Origin of the sequence: Rhodococcus sp. P14 (genome assembly GCF_000256505.1) — a bacterium.
GTDB lineage: Bacteria > Actinomycetota > Actinomycetes > Mycobacteriales > Mycobacteriaceae > Rhodococcus > Rhodococcus ruber.
Genome location: NZ_AJFC01000371.1, coordinates 1 through 25,965, shown reverse-complemented (window position 1 = coordinate 25,965; position 25,965 = coordinate 1). Strand labels below are relative to the sequence as shown.

Below are 25,965 nucleotides of genomic sequence, written 5' to 3'. Positions count from 1 at the left end.
GATGACCAGCACCGCACGAGAAGACTTCCGCCGCAACGATGTTCATGATGCCGACCTGGGCCTACTCATCCCGAATCGCTACCGCCACGACTGGGCGCTGTTCGCCGACTGGTGTGCCGCCGCCGACCACCGGCCCATCCCTGCCGCACCCGACACGCTTGCGTTGTTTTTGCACGAACATCCGGCCGCCGTCGCGACGCAGCGGCGCCGTCTGTCGGCGATCAACGCCGTCCACACCGATCACGGTTATCCCGCGCCGGGGCGGACCGAGACGGTGCGCCGGCAACTCGACACCACTCGCGCTTCGCGTCTCGACCGGCTCGGACGCCTGCTGCTGCAGAAAGCGGCCGAGCTACCCACTCAAGGGTGGCCGAGCGGACTGTTCGGCCGCCGCGACGCCCTGCTACTGGTCCTCGCCGCCACCGGCATGAGCTTCACCGACATCACCCGTCTGCGCCGCCGCGACCTCCGCCTCGGCGGCGGCACCCTGGTGATCACCACCCGGGCCGGCGAACGGTTCCGGCTCCCACCGGATCCCGAGACCGGGGACAACCCGACCGCCGCGATCTATCGCCGATGGGCAGAGATCCAGGCGTTTCTCGACCTGTACCCGGGCACCCACCTGCTGCGCCACCACCTCACCGACCCGATAGCGATTGTCACTGACCCGCTCGATGCGGAACAGGCACGGCAACCGTTGCTGTGTCCGATCGACCGCTGGGGGCATCTCCCGCACGCGCACCCGATGACTCCGCAGTCGGTGGCGATGCTGGTACGGGCACACCTGTCGGGTCGCGCCCCGACGCGCCGGGCGCTACCTGTTCCCCCGCAGGAGGATGTCGACGCCTGCGTCGAGCCGGACATCGCTCTCGACCCCGACTACTACGATCGCGGCGCCCAAGCCCGCCGCCGCGATCACAAGGCCCTTAAGGACCTCACCGATGTCTTCGACGAGATAGAAACCCGCGCCGATGCGCTCCTCGAGGAACTGATGGGCGTGCTGGAGAGACTATGATCATCTGTTGTTCTTGTTGGGACACTGAGGGAAAGGCGCCCCCGCCGCAGTTCAGCGCCTGTGCTCGCCCAACCTGGACGTTTCGGAAACTCACGCAATAACTGGGTTCGGCACGCTGCCGAATACACGTCAGCTCACGCTTCTCCGGTGTCTGGAGCGAATGTGGGTCGAGTCCCCGACGCGAAAACTCTCCGTGGCCGGGAATGGTGCACTCGCCCGACTGCCAAGTAGGTTGATGGGTCACTGGTCTCTGTCGGTGGCCGACTCTAACCTGCCACTGACCATGCATGTCGGTAGGCAGGAGATCCGTAGGTGCTCACCAACCCGCCAATCAGCGTTGCGCAAAACCGAAATGATTCCGTTCGGAAAGTCGCTGCTCAAGCCCGGCTGTATGCGGATGTGAAGACCGCTCAGTGGTCTCGATTAGGAGCTGTAGCGGTCCTCGGAGTCGTCGTTGCAGTCGTCTCGTTGACGGTGGACGACGATGGCCTCGTCGGATCTGTTGGAGGTCTAGTACTGCTTTTTATCAACGGGATCCTGATGTACCGAGAGCGACGTCAGATCGATCTCGCCGTTTCAGTGCAGGAGTCCTTCGACTGCTCAATATTCGACCTTGCGTGGAACGACGTAGCATTCAAACATCGACCGTCTGGCCAACAAATTGCTCGGGCGGCTGACCGCTACAGCGGGTCGCGAACCCGCAACTGGTATCCCGATACCGGCACCCTGCAACGCCCTCTAGATATTGTCGTGTGTCAGCAGAGCAATGTCGGTTGGGGTGCGCCGGTACACCGTTTGTGGGCCTGGACCGTCCTTGCGATCACGGTCTTCTTCGCATTGGTCATAGCGACCCTCTGGTGGGTAGCAGGACTGGAAGCGGGAGCAGGATTTGGGGCGCTTGTCGCACCGTTCACTCCACTCGCTTGGGAGGCGTTCGAGATGGTCCGGCAGAACTTCGAGAGCGCCGCGGAAAAGGAGGACACCCAGTCTCGGATTCTCGAGGACTGGGATCTTGCAATGTCCGGACACGCCGTTCCAACTGAGGGGCGAGTGAGGCACTACCAGGATGCCATCGCCGGGATTCGTAAGCGAAACGCCCAGGTTCCTGACTGGTTCGACAAACGTCTTCGTAGCCGAAACGAACGCGCGATGCGTACCACAGCGGATGACATGATCGCTCAGGCACAGCGTGCCGGACTTGCCTGAAGGAGAGCAGCAGTGACTCAGACCGCGGACCAATACCTAGCAGAGGTAACGGCGAAGTATACGCCCTCATCCTCGCAATTCGACGGCGCGAAGGGGCATCGGGAGAGTATCCAAAACCGGTTGAACAACTCGTTTGGTCTCCACGAATTGTTCGAAACGGGATCGCTGCGACATGGCACGGGTGTGTGGCTTTACAGCGACGCGGATTACATGGCGTCTTTGAAGGGCGTCAAGCCGAGCTCCGAGTGGACGACCCTGAACAAGGTCAAGCAGGAGCTGCAGACACGTTTCCCGGGCACCACTATCGTTGTCAGGCGACCGGCAGTGGTGTGCAAGTTCAGTGATGGGGACGTAGAGGTAACGCCTGCTTATCCGATTGAGGGCCAGGGCGGCTACTGGATCCCCGACCCTCTTGGGGGTTGGATGAAGACCCACCCGAAGGAGCACAACAAGTACGTCAACGATGCGAACCGCAAGCATAATGGGGCCGCGAAGAAGCTTGCTCGACAGGCGAAAACGTGGAAATACAAGTGCAACGTCCCAGTCTCGTCGTGCTACTTAGAAATGCGCGCAGCGAAGTATGCGGACGGCGAGAGTGCGTGGCTGCCGGTGCTCGACCTGTACAGGTTCCTTGACGGGTTGCTGAGCCAACGCCTCGCATCGATGAATGACCCGACGGGCCTGGGATCCCGTTTTAACGCAACGTCTTCCGACTCGAATCATGTCGACGCGATCTCGAAGTTAACCACCGCAGTGTCGCGGGCGCGTAAGGCGTGGAGCTTCGAAAGTGAGGGCAAGCAAATAGATGCCATCAAGCAGTTGAAGTTACTTTTTAATCAGTAACATAGTTCCTTCACTGCATCGCCGGCAGGAGAGACTTCGCAACCGTTCAAGGGCCACACCAGCCTCGCCATGTGAGAACGGGATCGGTGATGCCTTCGACACTATGGTCGCGCACAATCGGTCGCAGTTCACATGACATAAGAGCGCCCTATCGGCAGGGGAGGGGCGATGCACGCAGGGCATGCTTCGCACGCACAGCGTGCAGTGCAAGCATCGCGATGCAAGGCGTGCATCGCCGTTTCTCTGGTTGGCAGGTGGATCCTCGCTGGGGTTCCTCACCCCGAACAGCGATCGCCTCCACGCAAGCACCCCTGCCGCAAGAGGTACGGCGGGTATGTCGGAGCTATTGTGAAAGAAAGACTTTCGGCTCGGAGGGCCGCAACTCTCGCAGCCGGCATCATTGTTGCGAATTCACCTTCTCTGTGACCTCGGTCAACCCTCGTGGCGTGCCCACCTGATGCGGTGAACGTCGAGATCGCCGAGCATTGCCTGCAATTCGTGTACGAACAACCTGGCCGCGACATCGCGGCGCGCATCGCGCCGCCATCCGTGCCGGTCTTCAATCCGGCGAAGGCAACCATTTTCTGGGAAGCGATGAAGCTTCCCGTTCGCTGGAGCAGGAAAGTGGACCCACCGCATGGCCCTTGTAACACTGAACAGCGGATCGACCGAGTTCCGCCTGCGAATCCGGTACAAGCAGCGGTATTGGCGTCGACCGCGCGGCCCGCGCACCGTCACCACCTCCGAAGCTACGCACGAGTGCGCACGTAGTTGCGCACACTCGCCGGCTCTGGCATCGTGGATTGTGCCCAGGGCAGTAGCACGGGTGAAGTGGACCCGGCAGCCTTCCAGACGGTTGGTGAGCCGGGTTTCGCGTTTCTATTCCACGATCATCGTCTTGCCGATCAGCGGCCGCACGCGAGCGGGCCTTCGCCTCCTTTGGCCAGGCACCACGCGACCGCGTCCGGAATCCACAGCATCGGTTCCTGTTTGGCCCGCAGATGGTGATAGGTCAGCCGGTCACGCAGCCCGTGCTTGCCAGTGGCCTCGACAGGATTCGCCGGTCGGACTTGACCGTCGAATCGTCCTGCTCGAGCACCAACCGGGAGAGCGGTAGCTCGGCCAGGTCGCCGACGAGTGCTTCGAGGCATCGGGGACGTTTGATTTTGGGTGCGAGTTCGGCGGCATGGTAGACGCGGACGTGTATATCCCAGGTCACCAACGCCGAGCAGATGGCGCGCCGGCGTGTGTCTCGTTCGGACTGAAGTGGATGCGTTCTTGGCCTTTCAGTCGCAACGCCGTCAATGTCCGACGGGCCTGGTCCAGCGCGGACGGGTCGGCTACCGCAGCGACCACCATGATGCCGCGGACGGTGTTTTCGTCGATGAAGGCCTGCACGGCTACCGAGCCTAGAACGAGCGCGATCACCGTCTGCCGGGCCTACCGCTGAGACCGGCAAAGCGGGCTGACGCGAAGGTCTTCTATGGCAGGAACAGCTCGTGCACGCATTGCACGCATTGCACGCGGAGCGTGCGACGCAACCATTGCCAGCATTCAAGGCGACGAGTGTCGATCATCAGCAAAGACAGTATCGAGGTGAGGGTGTGCGTTTCATGCCGAGGGCCGGGCCCGGTAGGGAACGGGAATGAGTACCGAGAGCCGTCGATCAAGTGATACGCAGGGTGTCCAGGATTAGCTGCCCAGTGGGGAGGTCCTCGCGACCGTCCCGGCCCAGGTGATCAGCGGCGAGTGTCACCTCGCGGTGCGCGGCGCTTTGAGTCGGGTTCGGCATGGTCGAAGGGTTCGCCGGTCAGCGCCTCGACCACTGCGGCGAGATCGATGTCGGTGAGATCGTTGTTGGCGGCGACGGGGTCGACGGTCTTGCGGCGGTATGTCATCTGGAGGTCCTGTGCTCGATGGGGGTCTATTTGTGTTCTCGTCCACATGGTGGGAGGGGCAGGTCAGGTGGAGCTCGGGGGCGGGTATGACGCGTTGATGGATCGGTCGCAGCTGTGTAGCCGGTTCGGGTGGGTGTAAATGTTCATGGTGTCCCCGCGAAGGAAACCGATGAGGGACAGGCCGGCGTCGTGGGCGAGGTCGATGGCCAGGGATGAGGGGGCGGAGACGGCGGCCAGGATGGGGATGCCGGCCATGACGGCTTTCTGGGTCAGTTCGAAGGAGGCGCGTCCGCTCACGACCAAAACGGTGCGGCGCAATGGCAACCGTCGATGCTCGACGGCCCAGCCGATGATCTTGTCGACGGCGTTGTGCCGACCGACGTCTTCGCGTAGGGCAAGCAGGTCCCCCTCGGCGGTGAACAACCCTGCGGCGTGCAGCCCCCCGGTGCGGTCGAAGGTCGTCTGGGCGTGCCGGAGCGTGTCCGGCATCGTCGCCAGGACGACCGGATCGACGACGACCGGGTCGTGGGCAGGGGAGTGGCGGGTGCGTTGGCGGATCGCGTCGAGGGAGGCTTTGCCGCACACCCCGCACGAGGAGGTGGTGTAGAAGTTGCGTTCGAGCCCGGTCTCGGGCAGGTCGACGTCGGGGGCGAGGTCGACGTCGAGGACGTTGTAGGTGTTGCGTCCGCGCTCGTCGGTGCTGTTGCAGTAGCGGATCGCGGTAATGTCGTCGCGGTCGGTGATGATCCCTTCGGTGAGCAGAAACCCTTGAGTGAGTTCGATATCGGAGCCCGGGGTGCGCATCGTCACCGCCAGCGCGGTGCCGTTGAGGCGAATTTCGAGGGGTTCTTCAACGACCACGGTGTCCGGCCGCACCGACCGGCGTTGCCCCTCGAGCCGGGTGATCCGCGTGCGGGTGGTTACTCGTCCCATGGATCGAATCCATCCTCGTGAATGCCGTGATGACCTACCAGTACACGCTGTTCGATCCCGGGTGCAGGCAGCGGCAAGGACACCCCGAGGTAGCGCAACGGCAGGTGGGCGGTCGCAACGACGGCGTGGGCGATCAAGGTCAGCATCGAGGTGTGCCTTTAGGTAGGAGCGGGATCGAGTTCACGGCGGGACATCTCCGGCACGTCCTCGGATCTCGCGTGGGGCTCAAGGCGGATGGTGATCGCCTTGGAGACCGGGGTGTTGGATTTGCGGGCCACGTGATCGAGGGGGACGAGGGGATTGGTTTCGGGATAGTAGGCGGCGACGTTGCCGATCGGGGTGGGATAGGGCACGAGCCGGAAGTCCTCGGCACGCCGCTCTTCGACGGTGCCGTCGGGGCGGGTCCATTCGGAGATCAGATCCACCCGCTGGCCCGGGACGAATCCGAGGGTGTCGACGTCGTAGGTGTTGATGAACAACACGCGTCGGCCGGCGGTGATGCCGCGATAGCGGTCGTCGAGGCCGTAGATGGTGGTGTTGTACTGATCATGGCTGCGCAGGGTCTGCAGGATCACCCGCCCCTCGGGCACCGGCAGCCAGTGCAGGTCGTTGACGACAAACGTGGCTCTGCCGGTAGCGGTGTCGAAGCGGCGCTCGTCCCGCGGTGGATGGGGCAGGACGAACCCGTCCGGTTGCCGGACCCGGGTGTTGAAGTCCTCGAAACCGGGGATCACCCGGGCGATGGCATCGCGGATGCTGTCGTAGTCGTCGGCGAAGCACGCCCACGGCACCGGATGCTCCGGCCCGAACAACGCCTGGGCGAGTTCGCACACGATGGCCACTTCGCTGCGCAGATGCTCACTCGCGGGAGGAAGACCACCGCGGGAGAGGTGCACGACCGACATCGAATCCTCCACCGTCACCAGTTGCCGGCGCCCGCCGCGGATATCTTTGTCGGTGCGGCCGAGGGAGGGCAGGATGATCCCGGTGGCCCCGTGCACGAGATGACTGCGGTTGAGTTTGGTCGAGATCTGCACGGTCAGGGCGCAGGTGCGCAGCGCGACGGCGGTGACGTCGGTGTCCGGGGTGGCGGACAGGAAGTTCCCGCCCATGGCCATGAACACCGATGCGTGTCCGTCGCGCATGGCACGGATCGAATCGACCGCGTCGAAACCGTGCGCACGGGGGCAGCTGATGCCGAATTCGTCGTCGAGGGCCTGCAGGAACGATTCGGGCGCCTTCTCCCAGATACCCATGGTGCGATCACCCTGGACGTTGGAGTGCCCCCGCACCGGACACACCCCGGCTCCGGGCTTGCCGATCATCCCCCGCATGAGCAGCAGCGCGACGGCGTCTTCGATGGTCGCCACGCCATGGGTGTGCTGGGTCAAACCCATCGCCCAGCAGATGATCGTGGACTTGGATTCGATCAGGGCGGCGGCGGTGGCGTCGAGTTGGATGCGGGTCAGACCCGTCGCCGTGAGCACTGTGCCCAGGTCCACCGCCCGGATGTGCTCGGCCCACTGCTCGAAACCGGTGCAGGAGGACTCGAGGAAGGCGCGGTCGAGGACGGTGCCGGGATGGCGGTCCTCGGCGTCGAGCAGCAGCTTCGCCAAACCCTGGAACAGGGCCTGATCACCGCCGAGGCGGATCTGCAGGAACTCGTCGGCGATGGCCGCCCCGTGGCCGACGACGCCGTGGACCTTCTGGGGGTCCTTGAAGCGCAGCAGCCCCGCTTCGGGCAGGGGGTTGATCGCGATGATCCTCGCGCCGTGGGCCTTGGCCTTTTCCAGCACCGACAGCATGCGCGGATGGTTGGTGCCCGGATTCTGGCCGGCGACGAGGATCAGGTCGGCGTGCTCGAGGTCGGTGACCGACACCGAGCCCTTGCCGATACCGATGGTCTCCGACAGGGCCGTGCCGGAGGACTCGTGGCACATGTTCGAACAATCCGGCATGTTGTTGGTGCCGAACGCCCGGATCATCAACTGGTAGACGAAGGCCGCTTCGTTGGAGGTACGCCCGGAGGTGTAGAAGATCGCCCGATCCGGGTCCGGCAGGGCACGGAGATGATCGGCGATGACCGCATACGCTTCGTCCCAGCCGATCGGCTCGTAATGCTTGCTGCCGGGGCGCACGATCATCGGGTGCGTGAGCCGGCCCTGGCGGCCGAGCCAGTAGTCGGTGCGCTCGAGCAGTTCCGGTACCGAATGGCGCGCAAAGAAGTCCGGGTCGACGGTGCGGGTGGTGGCTTCTTCGGCGACGGCCTTGGCGCCGTTCTCGCAGAATTCGGCGAGCTTGCGGTGGCCGGGTGTTTCCGGCCAGGCACAGCCCGGGCAGTCGAAACCGTGCCGTTGATTCAGCTTCGCCAGGGTGCGGGCGGTGCGCACCGGGCCCATCTGTTCGAGGCCGTGGCGCAAGGAGACCAGCACCGCCGGTATCCCGGCGGCATAGGTCTTCGGAGCAGTGATCTGCACATCGTTCTCGTCGTAGACGAGCGGGTCGGTGGTGTCGGTCATGCGCTGTGTCGCACCCATCGATCGGTCGGTGAAGCAATCTCACCGAGCAGGAAACTGCTTCCGTGTCCCGGATACACGTAGGTGTTGTCCGGGAGATCCGACAGCAACGACAACTCCGGAGACCACGGAGGACAATGGTCGGACGGTTCACAACCGGACCCGAGAGCGTCGCCGGTAAACAAGGTCTTCAGCCTCGGAAAGTGCAGTGACACAGAGCCTGCAGTGGTGACCGGGGTGTGCATGACCTCTAGTTGTTCGCCGGCGACAGCGATGCGCTGGCCGTCCTCGAGTCGCCAATACCGGGACTGTTCGTGTGTCTCTTCCCAGAGGGCGTGATCGGCTGGATGCAGTAGAACCGGTGCGCACAGCGTCCACGCCACATCGACTGCGGCTGCGGTATGTGCGTGGCCACCTTGGGTGCAGATCACGGCGGTCACGCGGCGATCTCCGACCGTAGCGACAATCGTCTCCGGCTCACCCGGGGCATCGACGACGACCACATCGTGGTCGTCACCGAGCACCCAGCAGTTAGCAGGCGATGACGATGCCCGGTTGCTGGTACTCGCGTCAGCGCTGTGGTTTCTGGAAACGCGGTCGAAACGGAACCATCCGTGTACCGCGTGGTTTTCTGCAGTGTTCATAATTCCTAAGTCGTGCAAATCGATGCGACGGCCGCTACCGGACTTGAACATGTGCTACCTGTCAGTGATCGGGGAAGGCGCATCGTGGGAGATCACCTTCAGGTGCATGCGCGGGCTCTCTTGTCGCGAATGCACCGGCGTTCTCGCTCCGTGGTACCTCCCCAGATTCCGAATTCGCCGGACTGAAGCGCGAATTCGCGGCAGAGGACGAGCACCGGGCATCTGCTGCAGATGGCCTTGGCACGCCGTTCTCGACGAAGTCGATCACCGGCGGGTTCTCCTTCGCTGTCCAGTCCGAAGAAGAGTGCGGGCCCGTAGTAGCCGCAGGCCCCACGGTGACGCCAACTGGTGTCGGCGACGGGAGTGCTCTCGTACTGCAGGTTGGGAGCGTGCAACGCGGCGGCGGCCATGATGGACCTCGTGGTCGGGGTATCGAGATGGAAACTGCGACGTGTCTATCGGGATGTAAGCGGGGTCCCGACCGAGGTCGAGTTGGACCAGGGTCACTCCGAACTCGGTATCATCGCCCGACGGGCACCAGCCCATCTCGAGGACTCACCGACATCCTTGATGGCATCGAGGGCAAGGGTCGAAGCCTGCTGGCTCGACGACATCGATCGCGAAGAATGATTGTCGGATCGTTGTCACTGCCGGGTGCCATGAGGACGGTCAGCAGGACGGTTCGGGAACTGCTGCCGACGTGCGTGAGAACAGAGTTTCGCTCTGCTGCCGGGGCAGATTCGACTCCGTCCCGGACCCGCGTCACGACGTGCTTTTTTCCTCCTGCTCTTGGTGCTGCTGTAGCCAGGCGTGACCGTAGTCGTTGCCGTTGGGGATGCGAACGATGTTGTGGATGTGGAAGGGCTTGGGGTCGTCGTTGGATAGGAAGATCCCAGAGTGTGCGTCGACTTCGACGAAGATCACGGGGCTCTGGATCTTGTAGTAGAAGGGTTCCTCGACGTTCGGGACGCCTGCCCAGGCGAAGTTTGTCTCGTCGAAGTGTGCGTCGATCTCTGCCATCTTCAGTTGCGCGTGCTCTTGCGGGAGGCGGTCGACGTAGTGTTCGATGAGCGCCCGCAGCAGCTTCCGCTGCTCCGGGTTGAGTTCGGTCGCGCTGATCCCGTCGAGGGGAACGACCGCGTTGTCCCGTGCCACCGAACCGCGCATGCGGCCCTCGGTTGGGTGTGCGAGTTCCGGCGGCAGGTCGGCCCACTTCACCGACTCGGACAGCACTGCCTTCTGACGCTGCTCGGGTGTGAGGCTGTCCATCACGGCGAGCGCAAGGGACAACTCCGTGTCGAAGGCCCGGATCCCGGCGTGGGTGCCGCCCTCGACCACTCGGGGTTCGGCGCCGAGGAACATCGGTCCGACTGTGAGTTGGCCGCCGATGATGAAGATGTTGACGCAGGCGTGGTGACCGTAGAGCTGGAACCCCCAAGGTTGGTCGTCGGATGGCTCGCCGAAGATCGTGAACCAGTACATGTATTCGCGGAGGGTGTCCTCGTATCCGGGTGCGATCTCGCCGAGTGCTGCGTTGATCCGCATGTTGTTCCGCAGTTGCTCGAAACCCTGCGGCGACAGTGCTGCCTCGAACACGGCCAGCGCGGCGTCGCGTTGCTCCGGGGAGAGTTCATCGAGCAGAAGTCCGTGCGGTGGGCGGGGTGCGAAGGCGTTGATCCAGCCTCGCCACGCCGGGGAGTCGATGGGGAGGATGCCGTTCGCGCGTTCGGAGGCGTCGAGTAGGTCGACATACCGGCGACCGGCTTCCGCGATCGGTTTCGTGGAGATTCCCGTGTCACGGAGGGGATAGAGGTCTGGGATCACGTTGCCATCGCTGGTCAAGCCCACGAAGGGCGAGGCGAGGTTCTCGTCGTACTCCCGGAATACGTGCTTGAGTGGCTCCGGCAGGGTGGACGCATCGACGATGCCGCGCTTGATCGCGAAGAGTCCCGGTGGGCGGGGCGCGAAACCGCCGTAGCCGGCCGACGGCTGCAACGCCGCTGCTTCCTCGGCGCCCCGCCAATGGGACCGTGCTGCGTCGCCGTCGTTATTGGGTGTGGACATTGTTCGTGACCTCTGTCTTTCCACCAGTGTCGTCGCGGAACTCGCGATCTGTTTCCGGAGCCGGGTGTCGGCATTGCGAGCGCATAGTCGGCTCCCTGCGCATCGCGGCACATGCGAGTCGCGCATTGGGATCGGCCCGCTAGGGCGCCAGTTCCTCTCTTTCTCCAAGTGACTCAGAGCACTCTGCGAGATCCGCGGTTCGGCCGCTATCCGTTTGGCGTGCCGTTATCCCGTCAGCGCAACCGTGAACCCCTGTCGCCGCAAATATGCGTCGATAGCCGAGTCGAGCGGACGGACAGTCTGCGTGTGACGGACAACACTGCGTCAGACGGATAGCGGCGAATCCTCGGCCGTCGCATGGTGGGAGAACAAACCTGGTCAGGCAAGAGCCCGCCCTGGTGCCCCGGGCTTCGGTTGTCCGCTGCGCCGCAGCGGGCATGGTCGGGAGCCGAACTCAACTGGTCTCTCCACGATGGGAGCATTTCAATGTCAGTCCACGAGAATGAGGTCATCTACCGGCAGGCGACCCCACCGGAGAGTCCACAGGCCAACTGGCGAGGCCATAGGCCGGGCCATTCGGTGCTGCAATCAGGCACCACCTACTCACCGAACGGTCGCCCCCTGAGCTGCGACATCCAACTCGACCGGGACCTCTCGCTGACATTGCCGGATGGCACCACGATCTATACCGACGTCTATCGGCCGACCGCCCAAACCGCGGTTCCCGCCATCCTGGTGTGGAGCCCCTACGGCAAGCAGGGTGGATTCTGGACCTACGACCTGTTCCCGAATCGTGCGGGCGTCGCCGAGACCGCGACATCGGGCCTGGAGAAGTTCGAAGGCCCCGACCCCGCATTCTGGTGCGCCGAAGGCTACGCGGTCGTCCACATCGACCCACGCGGCGCGTTCGAATCAGAAGGGCGCGGGCAATTCTTCAGCGATCAGGAAGCGCAGGACGGCTACGACGTCGTCGAGTGGATCGCCGCCCAGGATTGGTGCACCGGCGCGGTCGCCCTGGCCGGCAACTCGTGGTTGGCCGCCATGCAGTGGCGTATTGCGGCGCTCCGGCCGCCACACCTGGTCGCAATCGCCCCCTGGGAGGGATTCACCGGCATCTACCGTGACCTCTGCAGCCGCGGCGGCATCCCGGAAACGGGGTTCGTCGAGGTGCTGGTGGCAAACAACTACGGTCGCAACGAAGTCGAAGACGCTGTCGCGATGCTCGACAAGCACCCGCTCCTCGACGATTACTGGCGCTCGAAGATCGCCGACGTCGAGGCCATCGACGTACCTGCCTCCGTCGTCGCCAGTTGGACCAACCCATTACACGTGCGCGGCACCCTGGACGCGTTCGCCCGGCTCGACAAGGGCCGGTCGTGGCTCAGGGTGCACAACACCCTGGAGTGGCCGGACCAGTACGAGCACGAGGACGATCTCCTGCGATTCTTCGACCACGTGGTCAAGGGTGAGGCCAATGATTGGCCGCACACTCCCCGCGTGCGTCTGGCGATCCTCGACCCCGGCGGGACGGACCTGATCGACCGGCCCGAACAGCAGTGGCCGTTGGCCCGCGCAGAGGAAACCGCGCTCTTTCTCGATGCTGCGACCGCCCAATTGTCCACACGGTCGCCGGAGGCGGCAGCGAGCACCAGTTTCAACGCCGAACAGGGGATGACCGTGTTCCGCATGCCGTTCACCAGCGACACCGAGCTGACCGGCCCGATGGCGTTGCGGCTCTTCATCGAATCGGAGCGCGCCCGATGTCGATCTCTACGTCTTTGTGCGCAAGTTGGATTCGGCGGGCGAGCCGCTGTTGCCGTTCCTGCCGATGGGTGTCCCGGTTCCCGGCGCGAAGGGTCAGCTTCGAGCATCCCATCGCGAGCTGGACACCGAGGTGTCCACCGCCCTGGCTCCCGTGCACCGGCATGAGCGGGCGTGCCCGTTGACTCCGGGCGAGGTGGTCTCGGTGGACGTGCCGATCTGGCCCATGGGCATGATCTGGCACGCGGGAGAGCAACTCGAACTCGTCATCTCGGCGCGAGATCTGCTGCCCACGGCCGCACTGGTTACCGGGCCGCCGGTGTTCGAGGAGGACCCGCTCTCCGAGGCCGGTAGCGTGACGGTCCACACGGGAGAGCCGTACGTTTCACGTCTCACGGTCAGTCGCGTGTAACGCAAGCAGTACGAATTCTGCGCACAGGACCCAGCGCCCTTCAGTACCCCGATGTCTCGTCGCTGCCGAGCGTTCGACGACACCCGATCAGAAAGATGATTTCCACGTGTTGACCCCAGACGACGACGCTCTGGTCAAGTTCGCCGTGGTGTGGGCCCCTTCGGCGGACCCGCGGACGAGGAAGTTTTCGTCAACTTCGGACTACCGCGTGCTGTGTTCTACCAGCGGCTCGCTGCCATTGTCGACCGCGATCGCAATGGTCGGCACCTCGGAACCACCGTGCACGGCACACTGTCCGAGGCCTGCCGGCGACACCAGCACGGTGTCACCACACGGACGCGACGCAAGCGAAGCGCCAAGATCTAGCGCGGTATCCATTCCGGCGCATGAGTTCTGATGCGCCAAAAGGGCCGCCGATGGCTACGAGCCTTCGGCGGCCCTCTCTCGCGCCGTCCAGAACGTCAGACCAGCGAGGTGTCACGAGCAGGCATGACGCGGATCAGAACGTCGGTGACACAGGCGGGCCGTTCGACGCCGTCGATCTCCACCGTGATCCGCACGGTGGCCTGCAGACCGGTCGACACGGTAGCCACGTCGACAATCTCACCGTGCCCGCGTACGCGGCTGTCGACCTTGACCGGGTGCGGGAAACGCACCCGGTCGGTGCCGTAGTTGATCGACATACCGACGTCCTCCAGATGGAAGATCTCGTCGAGGAACCCCGCGACCAGCGACAACGTGAGGTAGCCGTGGGCGATGGTCGAGCCGAAGGAACTCTGCGCGGCACGCTCGCGGTCGACGTGGATCCACTGGCGATCCTCGGTGACGTCGGCGAAGGCGTCGATGCGGTCTTGATCGATCTCGATCCACCGGCTGTGACCGAGATCGGTGCCGGCGGCACCGGCGAGTGCGTCGTAGGTGAACGTGGCCATCAGATCGAGATGCCGCCGTCGACCGGCAGCACGACACCGGTGATGTATCCGGCCTCCCGAGAGGCGAGGAACCCGACGGCCGCGCACATCTCGGTGGCATCGCCGAAGCGACCCAACGGGATGGCCGCGGCGAGTTCGGCCTTCTTACCGTCCGGGATCGAGGCCACCATGCGGGTTTCGGCGTTGGGGGAGATGGCGTTGACGGTGACACCGAACCGGGCGAGTTCCTTGGCGGCGGTCTTGGTGAAACCGATGATGCCGGCCTTGGCGGTGGCGTAATTTGCCTGACCGGTGTTGCCGTGTAGACCGGTGTACGAGGTGACGTTGACGACCCGGCCGTAGCCCTGGGAACGGAAGTGCGGCACGGCCGCACGGGTGAGTCGGAAGGTGCCGCCGGCGTGGATGGCGAGGACCTGTTCCCAGTCGTCGTCGGTGAGCTTCCACAGCACTTTGTCGCGGAGGATACCGGCGTTGTTGACGATGACGTCGAGCCGGCCGGTCTCGGCAATGACCTGCTCGACGGCCTGCTCGATGTCGGCGGTGCTGCTCACATCGGCGTGGACACCGCGCGCACCGATCTCGGCGGCGGCCTTCCCGACCTCGTCGGCGTCGAAGTCCACCAGAAAAACCTCGGCACCGGAGTGGACGAAGAATCGGCCGAGTTCGAGGCCGATCCCGCGGGCACCTCCGGTGACGATGACCGACTGGCCAGTGAAGTCGAACGATACGTTCTTCATTGCTATGTCCTTAACTCAATGGTGGAATAACGCGAGATGCAGATCGCAGGGACAGGGCGAGTGTGCTCGAGATTTGGTACTCAGCGCAGTTCGCGGCGGAGGATCTTGCCTGCGGGGTTCTTCGGCAGGGTCTCGATGATGTCCACGATGCGGGGATACTTGTACGCGGCCAGATGCTCCTTGCTGAACGCGATCAGGTCTTCCGCACTGGTCGTGGCTCCGGGGTTCAGGGACACGAACGCCTTCACCGTTTCTCCGCGGTAGGCGTCTTCGACACCGATCACCGCGGCCTCGTAGACGTCAGGGTGGCTGCACAACACACCTTCGACCTCACGCGGCCAGACCTTGTACCCGGAGGCGATGATCATGTCCGTCTTCCGGTCGACGAGGTAGAACCATCCGGCACTGTCCATCAATCCGACGTCCCCGGTGCGCAGTTCACCGCCGATCAGCTTCTCCGCGGTCTGCTCCGGCTTGTTCCAGTAGCCGGGTATGACCTGTGGTCCGGAGACGACGATCTCGCCGATCTGCCCGGCGGGCACGGTGACACCGTTGTCGTCGACGACACGCGCTCCGGTGTTGAACACGGGCACCCCGACCGAGAGTGCACCAGTGTCCGGGTCGACCGGTGCCGGCACCCCCAGCGGGACAGCGTGGGTGGGGGAGGTGGTCTCGGTCATCCCGTAGATGTTGTGCACATTCATCCCGGTCTTGTAGAGGAGATCTGCGTGCATCTCGGGGGAGACCGGGGCGCCACCGGAGTAGACGACTCGCAGGGACGAGAAGTCGTCCTTGCTCGCGCCCGCCACGGACGCGAGATTGCTCAGCGCCGTGATGGCGCCGACCGTGAAGGTCGGGCGGTGCTCACGGATGGCGTCGACCACGACCGCCCCGTCGAAACGGTGCAGCAGGACGAGTTCGGCGCCGAGAAGCAACGACAGACAGACGTGACCGACGAGGCCGGTAATGTGGAACAACGGGGCGATGCCGAGGATCACGTCCTCGCCGTCGAGCCCCATCCAGTCACGATAGGTCTGGCTGTTGAACGCCAGCCCGCCGTGAGTGTTCACCGCGCCCTTCGGCACCCCGGTGGTTCCCGAGGTGTAGGTCAATACCGCCGGCTGTGCCGGCCCGTCGGAAAGGACCGCCGTCGGTTTCTGGCCGCGGAACCGCTCGATCAGGTCGGTCAGCCGCTGCGCACCGGCGATGTCGACGGGATCGCCGACGCGCAGCACCCGGGGATCGCCCCGCGTCTGATCGTCGCGGGACGAGGTGACAACGACCTGGGTGACCGCGGTCTGCCCACTGTTGACGACCTCGCGGGCGACGGTGGCGTACAGATCATCGAGACTCAACAGGGCGGTGGCGCCGGAGTCGGTCAGCAGATAGGTGACCTCGCGGGCCTTGTTCATCGGGTTAATCAGAACGGCGATGCCACCGGCCTTCCAGGCGGCAATCAGTCCGACGACGAAGGCCGGGTTGTTCTGGGTGTAGATCGCGAGCCGGTCGCCGGGGGCGAAGCCGCCCTCGACGAGAGCGAGAGCCAGGGCGTCGGAACGAATGTCCAACTCACGAAACGATATCGTGCCGTCGAAGTACGCGATGGCGATGTTGTCGGGACCGGTCGCCACCGTGGACCGGAACACATCGAGCATCGATCCGAACTGAGGATCGATGACTGCCGGAAGGGCCGGGGGATAAGTGCTCGACCACGGACGGGTTGTCATCGAGAGCTACCCGTGGGTGCGACGATCTCGTTCCGGAGCACACCGATATTCGAGACCTCGATCTCCGTCACGTCGCCGGGTGCGAGGAAGCGGGGCGGATCGGCGACCAGACCGACCCCACCCGGTGTGCCGGTGACGACGACGTCACCGGGAGCGAGGGGGGTGAACCCGGTGACGTAGCGCAGGATGTCGGTGAACCCGAAGATCAGCTGGTCCAGCTTCGCGTCCTGCAGGAGTTCACCGTTGACCCGGGTGGTCAGGCGGACCGAGGGGAGATCGTCGAACTCGTCCATCGTCACCAGATAGGGGCCGAACGATCCCACGCCGTGGAAGTTCTTGCCCGGCAGCCACTGCGAATTGTGGAGTTGCCAGTCGCGCACGCTCAGGTCGTTGTAACACGACAGTCCCGCGATCGCGGCGCGCGCGTCGTCGTCGGTCTCGATGGCGCTGGCCGCCCGCCCGATGACGAGTGCGACCTCGCCCTCGTAGTCCAGCTGCTCGGAGTTCGCCGGCCGAGCCACGGGTTGCCCGTGCCCGACCTGGGTGTCCGCGAACCGGCTGAAGATGGTCGGATGCGTCGGCAACTCGGCTTGACCGGTTTCGGCGCGGTGGTCGGCGTAGTTGACGCCCACACACAAGATCTTGGCGGGATCCGGGATCGGTGGCAGGTACTCGATCTCGTCGAGTGAGTAGGTGGGTGCGGCAGCGGCGCTCAGTTCGGCGAGCCGACCCGTCAGGTCGCGTTCAAGCAGTTCGCGCAGCGAGGTGGCAGCGCCGCCGAGGAGAGCCGCCGCGTCGATGACCCCGTCCGCGGTCACCACGCCGAAGGAGTCCTTGCCGTCAACGCGGTAGGTGAGGAGCTTCATCGGAGCCCTCCGTCCCGGCGGGCCGCAGGCGTGCCGATCGCTGTTCGTGCGGGGAAGGTGGATTCGCGAGACGCCCTACCTGTCGGCGTGGTGTTAAACATGCAAGCTCCCATCGATGATGTGACGTGGACGACTCTTCTCGGGTAGCGCGGTCCCCGCTATCCGTTCCACGCGGTGCTGTCCGCTCGACGCAACAATCCCGGTGCGCGCCGTGTGTCGCTCCCATCGCCCCTGGTCCCCCGACCGAGGATCGCGCGTAGCCCTGGGACTGAGGCCTCGCGAGGGCGGAATCGCATCCGGCCGGCCATCATCTGGATGGTCGACCGGCCGAATGGATGCGTCTGGCGCGTCAGTGGGTCAGAGAAGTTCCAGGATGGTCGCGTTCGCCTGCCCGCCGCCCTCACACATGGTCTGCAGCCCGTAGCGAATGTTCTCCGCGCGCATGTGGGAGAGCATGGTCGTCATCAACCTGGCACCGGATCCGCCGAGTGGATGACCGAGTGCGATCGCACCGCCACGGGGATTGACGCGGGTCATGTCGACGTCGAATTCTGCCGCCCACGCCAGGACCACCGAGGCGAACGCTTCGTTGACCTCGAAGGTACCGATGTCTCCGATCTTCAGGCCCGACTTGGCCAGCGCCTTCTGCGTCGCCGGGATCGGACCGGTAAGCATGGGCATCGGCGCCGACCCCGCGACGACCGCGGTGTGGACCCGGGCGAGGGGAACGAGGCCCGCGCGGGCGGCTGCTTCGCTGGTCATCATCAGCAAACCCGCCGAGCCGTCGGAAATCTGCGACGCGTTGGCGGCGGTGATGCGGCCGTCGGGACGGAACGCCGGCTGGAGCTGGGCGAGCCGGTCCAGGGTGCCGCCGCGCCGGATTCCCTCATCCGCGGTGATGGTCTGCCCGTCGACGTCGATCGGTGCGATCTCATCCGCGAACAGCCCGTCGTCGGCGGCGGCAGCGGCGCGGTCGTGCGATTGCAGTGCGAACTCGTCGAGAGTGCGGCGGGACAGGCCCCACTTGTCGGCGATCATCTCGGCACCGATGCCCTGGCTCGGGAACTCCGGCCCATAACGGTGCGCGTAGCGCTGCCCCAGCGGATTGTCCGACCCGGCGGCAGATCCCATGGGCACCCGCGACATGCTCTCGACCCCACCGGCAACCACCACGTCGTACTGACCTGCGATCAGTCCGGCGGCGGCGAAATGCACCGCCTGTTGAGAAGAACCGCACTGCCGGTCGACGGTGGTGCCGGGGACGCTCTCCGGCCAGCGGGCCGACAAGACCGCGGTGCGGGCGATGTCGAAGGTCTGCTCGCCGACCTGACTGACGCACCCCCACACGACGTCGTCGACGACGGACGGGTCGATTCCGGTGCGATCGACGAGCGATTCCAGCACGTGGGCTGACAGGTCGGCGGGATGGAGAGAGGACAGTGCGCCGTTCCTCTTTCCCACAGGGGTGCGTACGGCGGCGACAATGACGGCGTCGTTCATTCTTGACTCACTTCTGCGTGATGGTGCGAGAGGGCGGTTTCGATCCCGCCGGCGTCGGGCCCGGCTGCGGCAGGGCGTCGACGCGGGAAGCGGACGTCGCCGACGCACTCGCGTACTGGTTTCTAGGTGTGGCGGACCAGACCCGAGGTCCAGATCGCGACGAGGTTGCGTGTGCTCTCGTCGATGGGAACCGCCGTGGTCACGCCATCATCGAGGACGAAGCGCTGAAAGGCATAGAACTCGGTCATGCCGCCCATGAGTTCGGCAGCGACATTGATGTCGAGGTCGACTCGCAACTTGCCCGCATCGGTTCCCCGGCGCAGTGACTGGGCGATGCGTGAGTAGAAAGCCTTGCGGGATGAGGCCCAGATGTTCGCGACGTCCGGGTCGGTCTGGCCGAGTTCGACCAGAATCGCAAACAGGGGCCGATGTGCCTCGTAGAACTCGAAGTACAGCTGGGTGGACCGGAAGACCGACTCCATCGGATCGTTTTCGTCCCAAGGGAATCGCACGAAATCGAACGCTTCCGCGGTGAGCTCTTCGAGGAGCACCAACATCAGCTCACGACGGTCGGTGAAGTATCGGTAGAACGCCCCCGGCGACAAACCTGCAGCCTCGGTGATGTCACTGACGCGCACACCCGCATAGCCGTGCTGGTCGAACAGGTCGGTGGCCGCCGACAGCAGCCGCTGACGGGTGCCTCGACCCTTGGTCGTCGACGGCAGCCGCGAATCGTCGGACTGCTCGACGGTTCTGGGGGAAGCCACGAGACCAACATAAGCGACTCTCCGCATTTTGTAAATTCAGTGTCACTTTTCTTGACCTGGGGGATCTGCCGGGCGGGCGGCGCCGGCGGATCCCCACACCCGATCCGGCAACGGATCGGTCCTCCTCGGGCCCGAGTGAGTGCTCAGGCGCGTCCCCGCGACCCCGACGCGCCCGCCGCCAGGGTGAGGAGCCATCCGACGAGTACGAGCACGCCACCGATTCGCATGTTGGGGGCTTGGTCGAGGAACGCCGACCACGTCAATGGACCCTTCACTGCGAACGTTGTCACCACCAGGGCGGCCACGCTCACCGCCGCCAACGCGATCGCCGACCAGGATGTGCGGATCGCGATCATGGCGGCGGCCGCGAGGAGCGTCACCACGATCAGGGGCCAGGCCAGCCACCCGAAATACGCCTGCTGGAGTGTGTTGGTCGGGACGGCGCCCTGGCCGGTGAGGGTGCGCAGGTCGGCGAAACTCAGATCCGCCGCAGGAAGGTTGGCGGCGTCGTTGGCGGGGGTGTGGATCCAGGGCATCCCCAGGGGTGCGATGGCGATCAACGCCGACCCGCCGATAGCGAGCCAGGTGTGCGCGGTACCGAGGGCTCGAAGGCCCAGTGCCCGCAACGGAGTGTCTGATTCAACGGTGTCTGTCATGAACTCAATTCCTGTCTCTTGATGTACCGAAGGTGATGTGCGCGTCCGACCGGCGGGTGGATCCGGATAGCGCAGGCCCGTCTCGAGTGGATCGTCCGGGCGCTCGGCGGTGGCAGCGTCGACGCGGCCAGCACGTGACTAACTCTGGTTTCTCGGTCGAGGCCCGTCCTGGGCAAGCACCGCGGCGGATCCATGTCACATTTCCTGGGTGCGGTGACGTGGATCACTATCGGTGAGTCTGGGGTGCAGCGCTATCTAGATAGCGCTGCGCTGTCCAATCAGCGCAAGTGGTGCAGCGGATTTGAGCGCAGAGATGCGAAGACCCCGAGCGAATGAGTGGAATCCGGTGTCCGTACATCGCTGGGTGTCTGTGTTTCGGCAAGCAGTGCGTGGCCGAGGTCGTTGTGGACGGATCTGGCAGAACGTGGCTCGCCGACCTACCTACGGTGCACGGGAATCCGGCTCACGGCTGCGTCAGTGCTGATCCGAGAGAAACACTCCACGTACCACCCATGGTGATGTATCCACCCGATTCGACTGGGTGACCGCGGCCGATGTTGATACGAGCCGCATCACGCACGCAGTCGAAGACATGCTGCGCGGAGAAATCCATGACGGAGCCGCCCACCATGAATTCACCTACGGCCAGGGGAATTGCTGGAATTCTCAAATCGACAGCCCCGGCACCCTCGATGTGCTCCACACGAAAGTGCACGTCCCGTGTGTTGTTTCCCCAGATGTATGTGCCATCGCCAGCCTCGACGAAGAACCCGAACACGGGATTGTCAATCCGTTGCGTCGCTGTGTAATGCAAGCGCAGGAGAATTTCCGCACCACTGGGAACCACCTCAGGAAAGGGCTTCCCGCAACTGTCGAGCACTTCCACCCGGTCGACCACTGCCTCGCCCGACCCCCACTGCACGCGACCGTCCGACTCGATCCGAACGTCGGCGCGGGTGGAATCGAGGTACCTCTCCAGCACGACGTTCGCGGGCCCCACGTCTTCGAGTGCACCCTGCCGGAGCCACGCAGCATGGTCCGCCATACCTCGAAGCTGGGGCATCGAGTGCGACACCACCACGACGGTTCGTCCCTCTCGCCGGAACAGTGCGAACTTCTCCGCACACTTGTGCTGGAACCCCGCGTCACCGACTGCCAGCACTTCGTCGACCAACAGAATCTCCGGATCGACGTTGATGGCCACCGAAAACCCCAGCCGCACGTACATGCCTGAGGAATAGTTCTTGACCGGTTGATCGATGAACTCTTCGACTCCCGAGAAGTCCACGATCTCATCGAACTTCCTGTCGATCTCCGGCCGCGTCATCCCCAGGATCGACCCGTTGAGATACACATTGTCGCGTCCCGACAATTCCGGATGGAAACCCGACCCCACCTCGAGCAATGCGGCGAGCCGGCCATGGGCGGTGATGGTACCCGAGCTCGGGTAGAGGATTTGGGCCATGCACTTGAGCAATGTGGACTTGCCCGAGCCGTTGTCGCCCACCAGTGCGAAGGTCGAACCGGCCGGGATCTCGAAGGACACATCCTCGAGAGCCCAGAAGTCCTCATGCACCGACCTCCGGCGGCGCATCACCGCACTCTTGAGCGTCTGATTGCGTTCATGATAGATCCGGAACTTCTTGGAGACGCCTTCGACTACGACAGCAGGATCGCTCATAGCGCCTCAGCCAGTCCCTTCTCGTGCCTTTTGAAGATCGTGCAACCGAGGAGGAAGGCGGCGACGCCACAGACGACGCATGCCATCGCGTTGGGCAGTGCGGGCCACTGATTGTCGTAGAGGAGGGTGCGGAAGGCCTGCGCGAACTGCTCGAGCGGGTTGAGCTGATAGAGGTCGAATACTGTCACCGACCCGACGACCGGGCCGAGTCTTTCTGATTGTTCGCCCACGAGTGAGGCTGGATACACGATGGGTGTCAGGTAGAACCACACCTGAAAGAAGATGGTGACGAAATGTTGTGTATCCCGGAAATAGACGTTGCCAATGGCCGCCATCATCGACACTCCCGTGGCGAATAGCCACATCAAGACCATGAACACCACCACCAGCGGCAGCCACGGCAGCACGTGCGCCCCGGCGATCAGCAGAGCAACCAGCAACACCGCCATTTCGATCGACCAGGCGAACAACACAGCCACCGAGTTCGCGACGACTAGGGCAATCCGGGGGAAGAACACCTTCTTGATGAGGTTCTCGTTGCCTACGAGCGAGAGTATTCCGCCGTTGACCACATTGGTGAAGAACGTCCACGGCAGGAGCGCGCACAATAACCACAACGCGAATACGTCGAGCCCGCTGGGATCTCCCGGCGCCGGCCGGATTCGGATGATGTAGGCGAACACCACTGTGTAGATGGCCATGGCGGCCAGCGGGTTCGCCAGTGACCACAGCTGACCGAGGGCGGTCGCCTTGTATTTGCCCCGTATCTCGCGACGTGCGAGATTCGCCAGGAGCTCACGCGAGTCGCGCAGTTCGCGCACAATCATCAACCCTGCGTATCCCATCTTTCTGCGGTATCTCCTTGTGCAGCCCCGACCGTCCGGCCCTCACGCCGGGGCCGCTCGCTCGTGAGGGCCGTGACGACCGGCACCGTCTCGATGGCCCAGAAACTACGGTGCGACGGACGTGTGACCCCGTTGATCGAGCCTGCACCTGTTCAGCGCGGTGGCTTCGTGATGCATCAGCATGCCACCCGTGACGCCGCAGGTTTCGTCTCCGGCATCGCGGGGTCCGGCGCTGGTCTGCGACAAACCCGTCGAGATCTGCGCTCTAGCAGCGTGATCGACCCGGAACGAGGCAACGACCCATGCGTGCGCGGTTCGGGTCATGTGGCACGGCGCTCTACGCCACCTGGATAACGCTGCGCGTAGCGGATAGCCGCTGACCAAGTGCACGCCCCAGGCTAGAGGTCCGTCGCCGCGGCCACGGGGGATTCTCGGCGTAGGTGATCGCAGGATCCTAAAGCGTAGGTAAGGAGTTAGAAGACATGCAGCGAGTGAGCAGGTACGCCGTGTGTACCGCACCCGATGTGCTCGAGATCCAGAAGCGGGAAGTGCCGGATCCGCCTCCAGGAGGTCTGATCGTCCGTGTCACGATGGCCGGAGTCTGCGGCACCGATGCGCACCTGGTACGCGGCGAAGTGCCACTGCCTCTGCCAATCGTCCTCGGGCACGAAGGTGTCGGGGTAGTCGAGGAACTCGGTGACGGTGTGACGACCGACAGCGCGGGCACGCCCATCGAGATTGGGGACCGGGTCTACTGGGCACCCATGCGACCGTGCCATCACTGTTATTACTGCACCGTTGAGGGGGATCTCGCCTCCTGCGATAATCTCGGATGGCCTGTCACGGCTGATATCCCGAGTGCGTCGACCTATGGCGACCTCGCCTGGATGGATGCGGGTTCGATGTTCTACCGGATACCTGACGACACGCCCACCGAAGCGGTGATCGCCTTCGGATGCGGTCTGCCCGCAGCTATGCAGGGCATCGACCGACTCGGTGGCATCACCCCACGTGACGTCGTCGTTGTGCAGGGGTGCGGGCCTGTCGGGATCGCCGCCACCTTGCTGGCACACCTTGCCGGTGCGCGGGAGGTCATCGTTATCGGCGCTCCGGCACACCGACTCGAATTCGCCAAGCGCTTCGGTGCGACTACGACGATCGCGTTGGACACGACCACCCCCGAAGGCCGTGCAGCGCAGATTCGTGAGCTTTCCGGGGGGCGGGGTCCGTCGGTGGTCGTCGAGGCCGCCGGCCACATCTCGGCCTTCGTCGAGGGCCTCGACCTCGTTGCGCGCAACGGCCGGTTCCTTGTGCTGGGGCTGTGGGCTGATCAGGGCACGTATCCGATTGCTCCGCATCACATCAACAACAGGAGCCTGAAGGTCATTGGTACTCAGTTCGCGCAACCCGAGCACTACTACCGCACGGTGCAGCTGGCGCAACAGCTTCATTCGTCGTTCCCGATGAGTGAAGTCGTGACGCACCGCTACGGGCTCGACGACTCCAGAAGTGCGATCGACGCGGTCGGCCGCGGCGAGCCGCTCAAGGCCGTCGTCGTCCCGTAGACCTCGAACCCAGTTTCTGCGTCAGGTTGATACGGAGGTTTCGGGAGGGCCGGGCAGCGTCAGATGCCGATACTGACAACGATGGCTCTCGAGCTGATGAGCTCGGGGGCCATCGCGTTCTCGGCAGCGGCTATGCCATCGTGCTACGGAGTGAGCTCGCGCGGGTACACGCGTTCGACGCCGTCGCGGGCGGTGTACATGTCCCAGTAGATGGCGGCGAGTTCGTCGGGATCGACGGTGGTGATCTCGACACCGTTGGGGAACGTGGCCGGTGACGACGTGTCCGCGATCTGGGCCTGGGCAGTGGCGGCCTCGCCGAGTTCGCTGCGTTCGATGATGGCTCCGACGGTGAGGGTTCCGGCGTAGACACCGGTGCCGGCCAGCTCGCCGTGAAGGGAGTACCAGTAGTTGCGGGCGGCCGCCATCACCGGGCCTACTCCGCTCATGTACGGCATGGGTTCGAGTGCGGAGTATCCGAGGGTGAGCAGGATTGCGCCGTCACCGCGTTCGATCATCTCGGGCAGCACGGCGCGAACGATCTCGACCGGAGTCAGCAACAGTAGAGGCGTCAGCTCCTGCACGGCTGCCGCATCCAGCTCGGTTGCGGGGGAGAACTTCAGATCGCCACTGACCGGGCCGTACTCGACGACGTCCAGGCGCCCGAAGTGGTCGCGGATTGCTTGCACGCTGTCGGCGATGTCCTCGTACACGGTCAGGTCGGCGGCGAAGGGGGTGGCCTCGATGCCTTCGTCGGCCAGTTGTGCGACCAGGGCGTCGAGCCGATCCTTGCGACGCGCGACGAGCGCCACCCGGAAGCCTTCCCGACCGAAACGGCGGGCAACCGACAGTCCGAGGCCGGTGCCCGCCCCGAAGATTGCGGCGACTTTTGACATGACACAACTCCTGACGATGATTGCCGCACAAGGGTATTTTCCCGTGGCGGTGATGGACGTGGGTGCTGGGCAGTTGACGGGGCCACCGTGCTCGATGCGGGGATCGGTGGACCACAACGCCGAGCCGGTGGGTGACGTTGTCACCCACCGGCTGTCGGATTCTTCTGTGGAAGTAGGCGGCTCAGGCCGTGACGGGTGGGGCCAGCTGATTCGGTCCGGTGTGTACCTCCCCGTTGGCGACGAAGTCCACCCCCTGATCCCAGGGGGTATCGGGCAGCGGCGCCGGCGAGAGCACGACCAGGTGCTTTTCGGTATCTTCGCCCGCGTTGTACTGCCGGTGCGGGACTCCCGCGGGAAGGACGACTAGGGTGTTGGGCCCGACGACATGGGTTTCCAGTGCTACCTCGACGGTGAGTTCGCCCTCGATAACCAGGTAGTACTGGTCGAACGGATGAATGTGCATCCCGGGGCCGGCCGAGCCACTGTCCATCTCGGCGTAGTTCA

27 protein-coding genes are annotated in these 25,965 nt (G+C 64.3%); 7 read left to right on the top strand and 20 right to left on the bottom strand.

Features of this window, described 5'->3' with window-relative positions; all coding sequences use genetic code 11:
• The first annotated feature begins 1 nt into the window (after position 1).
• The 4 genes from OEY_RS0125950 (at position 2) to OEY_RS30675 (ending at position 3,835) form a co-directional block, all read left to right on the top strand.
• Complete coding sequence (locus OEY_RS0125950; RefSeq protein ID WP_010596655.1) at positions 2 to 1,015, top strand: hypothetical protein; 1,014 nt, start codon at positions 2 to 4, stop codon at positions 1,013 to 1,015.
• Positions 1,016 to 1,327: 312 nt separating this feature from the next.
• A complete protein-coding gene (locus tag OEY_RS30680; protein ID WP_157180029.1) occupies positions 1,328 to 2,221 on the top strand; it encodes an S-4TM family putative pore-forming effector in 894 nt (297 codons plus the stop codon).
• A 12-nt stretch (positions 2,222 to 2,233) separates the two neighbouring features.
• On the top strand, positions 2,234 to 3,064 hold the full coding sequence (locus OEY_RS29220; RefSeq protein ID WP_010596654.1) for an SMODS domain-containing nucleotidyltransferase: 831 nt from the start codon (positions 2,234 to 2,236) through the stop codon (positions 3,062 to 3,064).
• Positions 3,065 to 3,526: 462 nt separating this feature from the next.
• Positions 3,527 to 3,835, top strand: a complete 309-nt coding sequence (locus OEY_RS30675) for a hypothetical protein (RefSeq protein WP_157180028.1) — start codon at positions 3,527 to 3,529, stop codon at positions 3,833 to 3,835.
• Positions 3,836 to 4,076: 241 nt separating this feature from the next.
• On the opposite strand, the gene OEY_RS31325 is transcribed toward OEY_RS30675, so the two are convergent.
• The 9 genes from OEY_RS31325 to OEY_RS29205 all read right to left on the bottom strand — a co-directional run bounded on the left by OEY_RS31325 (position 4,077) and on the right by OEY_RS29205 (position 11,245).
• Positions 4,077 to 4,283: a hypothetical protein gene (locus OEY_RS31325; protein ID WP_029540242.1), complete on the bottom strand. Its 207-nt coding sequence runs from the start codon at positions 4,281 to 4,283 to the stop codon at positions 4,077 to 4,079.
• Positions 4,280 to 4,462: a hypothetical protein gene (locus tag OEY_RS31320; RefSeq protein ID WP_237713799.1), complete on the bottom strand. Its 183-nt coding sequence runs from the start codon at positions 4,460 to 4,462 to the stop codon at positions 4,280 to 4,282. Before OEY_RS31320 ends, OEY_RS31325 begins: the two co-directional genes overlap by 4 nt.
• A 341-nt stretch (positions 4,463 to 4,803) precedes the next feature.
• On the bottom strand, positions 4,804 to 4,962 hold the full coding sequence (locus OEY_RS31000; protein ID WP_192811091.1) for a hypothetical protein: 159 nt from the start codon (positions 4,960 to 4,962) through the stop codon (positions 4,804 to 4,806).
• A 63-nt stretch (positions 4,963 to 5,025) separates the two neighbouring features.
• Complete coding sequence (gene fdhD, locus OEY_RS0125930) at positions 5,026 to 5,895, bottom strand: formate dehydrogenase accessory sulfurtransferase FdhD (RefSeq protein ID WP_010596653.1); 870 nt, start codon at positions 5,893 to 5,895, stop codon at positions 5,026 to 5,028.
• Positions 5,883 to 6,041 (bottom strand): hypothetical protein, encoded by a 159-nt coding sequence (locus tag OEY_RS31315; protein WP_157180027.1) that lies wholly within the window; start codon positions 6,039 to 6,041, stop codon positions 5,883 to 5,885. The genes fdhD and OEY_RS31315 overlap by 13 nt, the downstream gene beginning before the upstream one ends.
• Before the next feature lie 12 nt (positions 6,042 to 6,053).
• A complete protein-coding gene (locus OEY_RS29210; protein ID WP_010596652.1) occupies positions 6,054 to 8,414 on the bottom strand; it encodes an FdhF/YdeP family oxidoreductase in 2,361 nt (786 codons plus the stop codon).
• The gene (locus OEY_RS30105) at positions 8,411 to 9,106 is read right to left on the bottom strand and encodes an MBL fold metallo-hydrolase (RefSeq protein ID WP_237713798.1); all 696 of its coding nucleotides are present in this window, start codon (positions 9,104 to 9,106) and stop codon (positions 8,411 to 8,413) included. The genes OEY_RS29210 and OEY_RS30105 overlap by 4 nt, the downstream gene beginning before the upstream one ends.
• 47 nt (positions 9,107 to 9,153) lie before the next feature.
• On the bottom strand, positions 9,154 to 9,465 hold the full coding sequence (locus OEY_RS30100; protein WP_010596650.1) for a WhiB family transcriptional regulator: 312 nt from the start codon (positions 9,463 to 9,465) through the stop codon (positions 9,154 to 9,156).
• Between the two features lie 352 nt (positions 9,466 to 9,817).
• On the bottom strand, positions 9,818 to 11,245 hold the full coding sequence (locus OEY_RS29205; RefSeq protein WP_083847069.1) for a DUF3500 domain-containing protein: 1,428 nt from the start codon (positions 11,243 to 11,245) through the stop codon (positions 9,818 to 9,820).
• 360 nt (positions 11,246 to 11,605) lie between these two features.
• Between OEY_RS29205 and OEY_RS29200 the strand changes: the two genes are divergently transcribed.
• A complete protein-coding gene (locus OEY_RS29200) occupies positions 11,606 to 13,048 on the top strand; it encodes a CocE/NonD family hydrolase (protein ID WP_157180025.1) in 1,443 nt (480 codons plus the stop codon).
• Entirely contained in the window at positions 12,933 to 13,292 is a 360-nt protein-coding gene (locus OEY_RS29530; RefSeq protein ID WP_443216049.1) for a CocE/NonD family hydrolase C-terminal non-catalytic domain-containing protein, read from the top strand. Before OEY_RS29200 ends, OEY_RS29530 begins: the two co-directional genes overlap by 116 nt.
• A gap of 461 nt (positions 13,293 to 13,753) precedes the next feature.
• On the opposite strand, the gene OEY_RS0125895 is transcribed toward OEY_RS29530, so the two are convergent.
• From OEY_RS0125895 to OEY_RS0125855, 9 genes are all read right to left on the bottom strand, one after another.
• Positions 13,754 to 14,224 carry a MaoC family dehydratase gene (locus tag OEY_RS0125895; RefSeq protein ID WP_010596645.1) on the bottom strand — a complete coding sequence of 157 codons (471 nt, stop codon included), beginning with the start codon at positions 14,222 to 14,224 and terminating at the stop codon, positions 13,754 to 13,756.
• Entirely contained in the window at positions 14,224 to 14,961 is a 738-nt protein-coding gene (locus tag OEY_RS0125890) for an SDR family NAD(P)-dependent oxidoreductase (RefSeq protein WP_010596644.1), read from the bottom strand. Before OEY_RS0125890 ends, OEY_RS0125895 begins: the two co-directional genes overlap by 1 nt.
• A gap of 80 nt (positions 14,962 to 15,041) precedes the next feature.
• The gene (locus tag OEY_RS0125885; protein ID WP_029540240.1) at positions 15,042 to 16,688 is read right to left on the bottom strand and encodes a class I adenylate-forming enzyme family protein; all 1,647 of its coding nucleotides are present in this window, start codon (positions 16,686 to 16,688) and stop codon (positions 15,042 to 15,044) included.
• Positions 16,685 to 17,554, bottom strand: coding sequence for a fumarylacetoacetate hydrolase family protein (locus tag OEY_RS0125880; RefSeq protein WP_010596642.1), 870 nt, complete (start codon positions 17,552 to 17,554; stop codon positions 16,685 to 16,687). Before OEY_RS0125880 ends, OEY_RS0125885 begins: the two co-directional genes overlap by 4 nt.
• Before the next feature lie 357 nt (positions 17,555 to 17,911).
• Positions 17,912 to 19,054, bottom strand: coding sequence for a thiolase family protein (locus OEY_RS0125875; RefSeq protein ID WP_010596641.1), 1,143 nt, complete (start codon positions 19,052 to 19,054; stop codon positions 17,912 to 17,914).
• 122 nt (positions 19,055 to 19,176) lie between these two features.
• The gene (locus OEY_RS29525) at positions 19,177 to 19,821 is read right to left on the bottom strand and encodes a TetR/AcrR family transcriptional regulator (RefSeq protein ID WP_010596640.1); all 645 of its coding nucleotides are present in this window, start codon (positions 19,819 to 19,821) and stop codon (positions 19,177 to 19,179) included.
• A gap of 143 nt (positions 19,822 to 19,964) precedes the next feature.
• Entirely contained in the window at positions 19,965 to 20,477 is a 513-nt protein-coding gene (locus OEY_RS0125865) for a hypothetical protein (RefSeq protein WP_010596639.1), read from the bottom strand.
• A 463-nt stretch (positions 20,478 to 20,940) separates the two neighbouring features.
• Positions 20,941 to 22,158 carry an ABC transporter ATP-binding protein gene (locus tag OEY_RS0125860; RefSeq protein ID WP_010596638.1) on the bottom strand — a complete coding sequence of 406 codons (1,218 nt, stop codon included), beginning with the start codon at positions 22,156 to 22,158 and terminating at the stop codon, positions 20,941 to 20,943.
• Positions 22,155 to 22,985 carry an ABC transporter permease gene (locus tag OEY_RS0125855; protein ID WP_237713797.1) on the bottom strand — a complete coding sequence of 277 codons (831 nt, stop codon included), beginning with the start codon at positions 22,983 to 22,985 and terminating at the stop codon, positions 22,155 to 22,157. Before OEY_RS0125855 ends, OEY_RS0125860 begins: the two co-directional genes overlap by 4 nt.
• A gap of 542 nt (positions 22,986 to 23,527) precedes the next feature.
• Here OEY_RS0125855 and OEY_RS0125850 point away from each other — a divergent pair.
• Positions 23,528 to 24,568: a zinc-binding dehydrogenase gene (locus tag OEY_RS0125850; RefSeq protein WP_162294068.1), complete on the top strand. Its 1,041-nt coding sequence runs from the start codon at positions 23,528 to 23,530 to the stop codon at positions 24,566 to 24,568.
• Between the two features lie 143 nt (positions 24,569 to 24,711).
• Here the strand turns inward: OEY_RS0125850 and OEY_RS0125845 are convergent, their stop codons facing one another.
• Positions 24,712 to 25,461, bottom strand: coding sequence for an SDR family NAD(P)-dependent oxidoreductase (locus OEY_RS0125845; RefSeq protein WP_010596634.1), 750 nt, complete (start codon positions 25,459 to 25,461; stop codon positions 24,712 to 24,714).
• A gap of 181 nt (positions 25,462 to 25,642) precedes the next feature.
• Positions 25,643 to 25,965: cupin domain-containing protein (locus OEY_RS29520; protein WP_010596633.1), on the bottom strand; the 323-nt coding region annotated here is incomplete at its 5' end.

Excerpts from the sequence above, each read along its gene's own strand:
- OEY_RS0125950 (WP_010596655.1), top strand. The coding sequence starts at position 2 with ATGACCAGCACCGCACGAGAAGACTTCCGCCGCAACGATGTTCATGAT.
- OEY_RS31000 (WP_192811091.1), bottom strand. The coding sequence starts at position 4,962 with ATGACATACCGCCGCAAGACCGTCGACCCCGTCGCCGCCAACAACGAT.
- fdhD (WP_010596653.1), bottom strand. The coding sequence starts at position 5,895 with ATGGGACGAGTAACCACCCGCACGCGGATCACCCGGCTCGAGGGGCAA.
- OEY_RS31315 (WP_157180027.1), bottom strand. The coding sequence starts at position 6,041 with ATGCTGACCTTGATCGCCCACGCCGTCGTTGCGACCGCCCACCTGCCG.
- OEY_RS29210 (WP_010596652.1), bottom strand. The coding sequence starts at position 8,414 with ATGACCGACACCACCGACCCGCTCGTCTACGACGAGAACGATGTGCAG.
- OEY_RS30105 (WP_237713798.1), bottom strand. The coding sequence starts at position 9,106 with ATGTTCAAGTCCGGTAGCGGCCGTCGCATCGATTTGCACGACTTAGGA.
- OEY_RS30100 (WP_010596650.1), bottom strand. The coding sequence starts at position 9,465 with ATGGCCGCCGCCGCGTTGCACGCTCCCAACCTGCAGTACGAGAGCACT.
- OEY_RS29205 (WP_083847069.1), bottom strand. The coding sequence starts at position 11,245 with ATGCGCGACTCGCATGTGCCGCGATGCGCAGGGAGCCGACTATGCGCT.
- OEY_RS29200 (WP_157180025.1), top strand. The coding sequence starts at position 11,606 with ATGTCAGTCCACGAGAATGAGGTCATCTACCGGCAGGCGACCCCACCG.
- OEY_RS0125895 (WP_010596645.1), bottom strand. The coding sequence starts at position 14,224 with ATGGCCACGTTCACCTACGACGCACTCGCCGGTGCCGCCGGCACCGAT.
- OEY_RS0125890 (WP_010596644.1), bottom strand. The coding sequence starts at position 14,961 with ATGAAGAACGTATCGTTCGACTTCACTGGCCAGTCGGTCATCGTCACC.
- OEY_RS0125885 (WP_029540240.1), bottom strand. The coding sequence starts at position 16,688 with ATGACAACCCGTCCGTGGTCGAGCACTTATCCCCCGGCCCTTCCGGCA.
- OEY_RS0125880 (WP_010596642.1), bottom strand. The coding sequence starts at position 17,554 with ATGAAGCTCCTCACCTACCGCGTTGACGGCAAGGACTCCTTCGGCGTG.
- OEY_RS0125875 (WP_010596641.1), bottom strand. The coding sequence starts at position 19,054 with ATGAACGACGCCGTCATTGTCGCCGCCGTACGCACCCCTGTGGGAAAG.
- OEY_RS0125865 (WP_010596639.1), bottom strand. The coding sequence starts at position 20,477 with ATGACAGACACCGTTGAATCAGACACTCCGTTGCGGGCACTGGGCCTT.
- OEY_RS0125860 (WP_010596638.1), bottom strand. The coding sequence starts at position 22,158 with ATGAGCGATCCTGCTGTCGTAGTCGAAGGCGTCTCCAAGAAGTTCCGG.
- OEY_RS0125855 (WP_237713797.1), bottom strand. The coding sequence starts at position 22,985 with ATGATTGTGCGCGAACTGCGCGACTCGCGTGAGCTCCTGGCGAATCTC.
- OEY_RS0125845 (WP_010596634.1), bottom strand. The coding sequence starts at position 25,461 with ATGTCAAAAGTCGCCGCAATCTTCGGGGCGGGCACCGGCCTCGGACTG.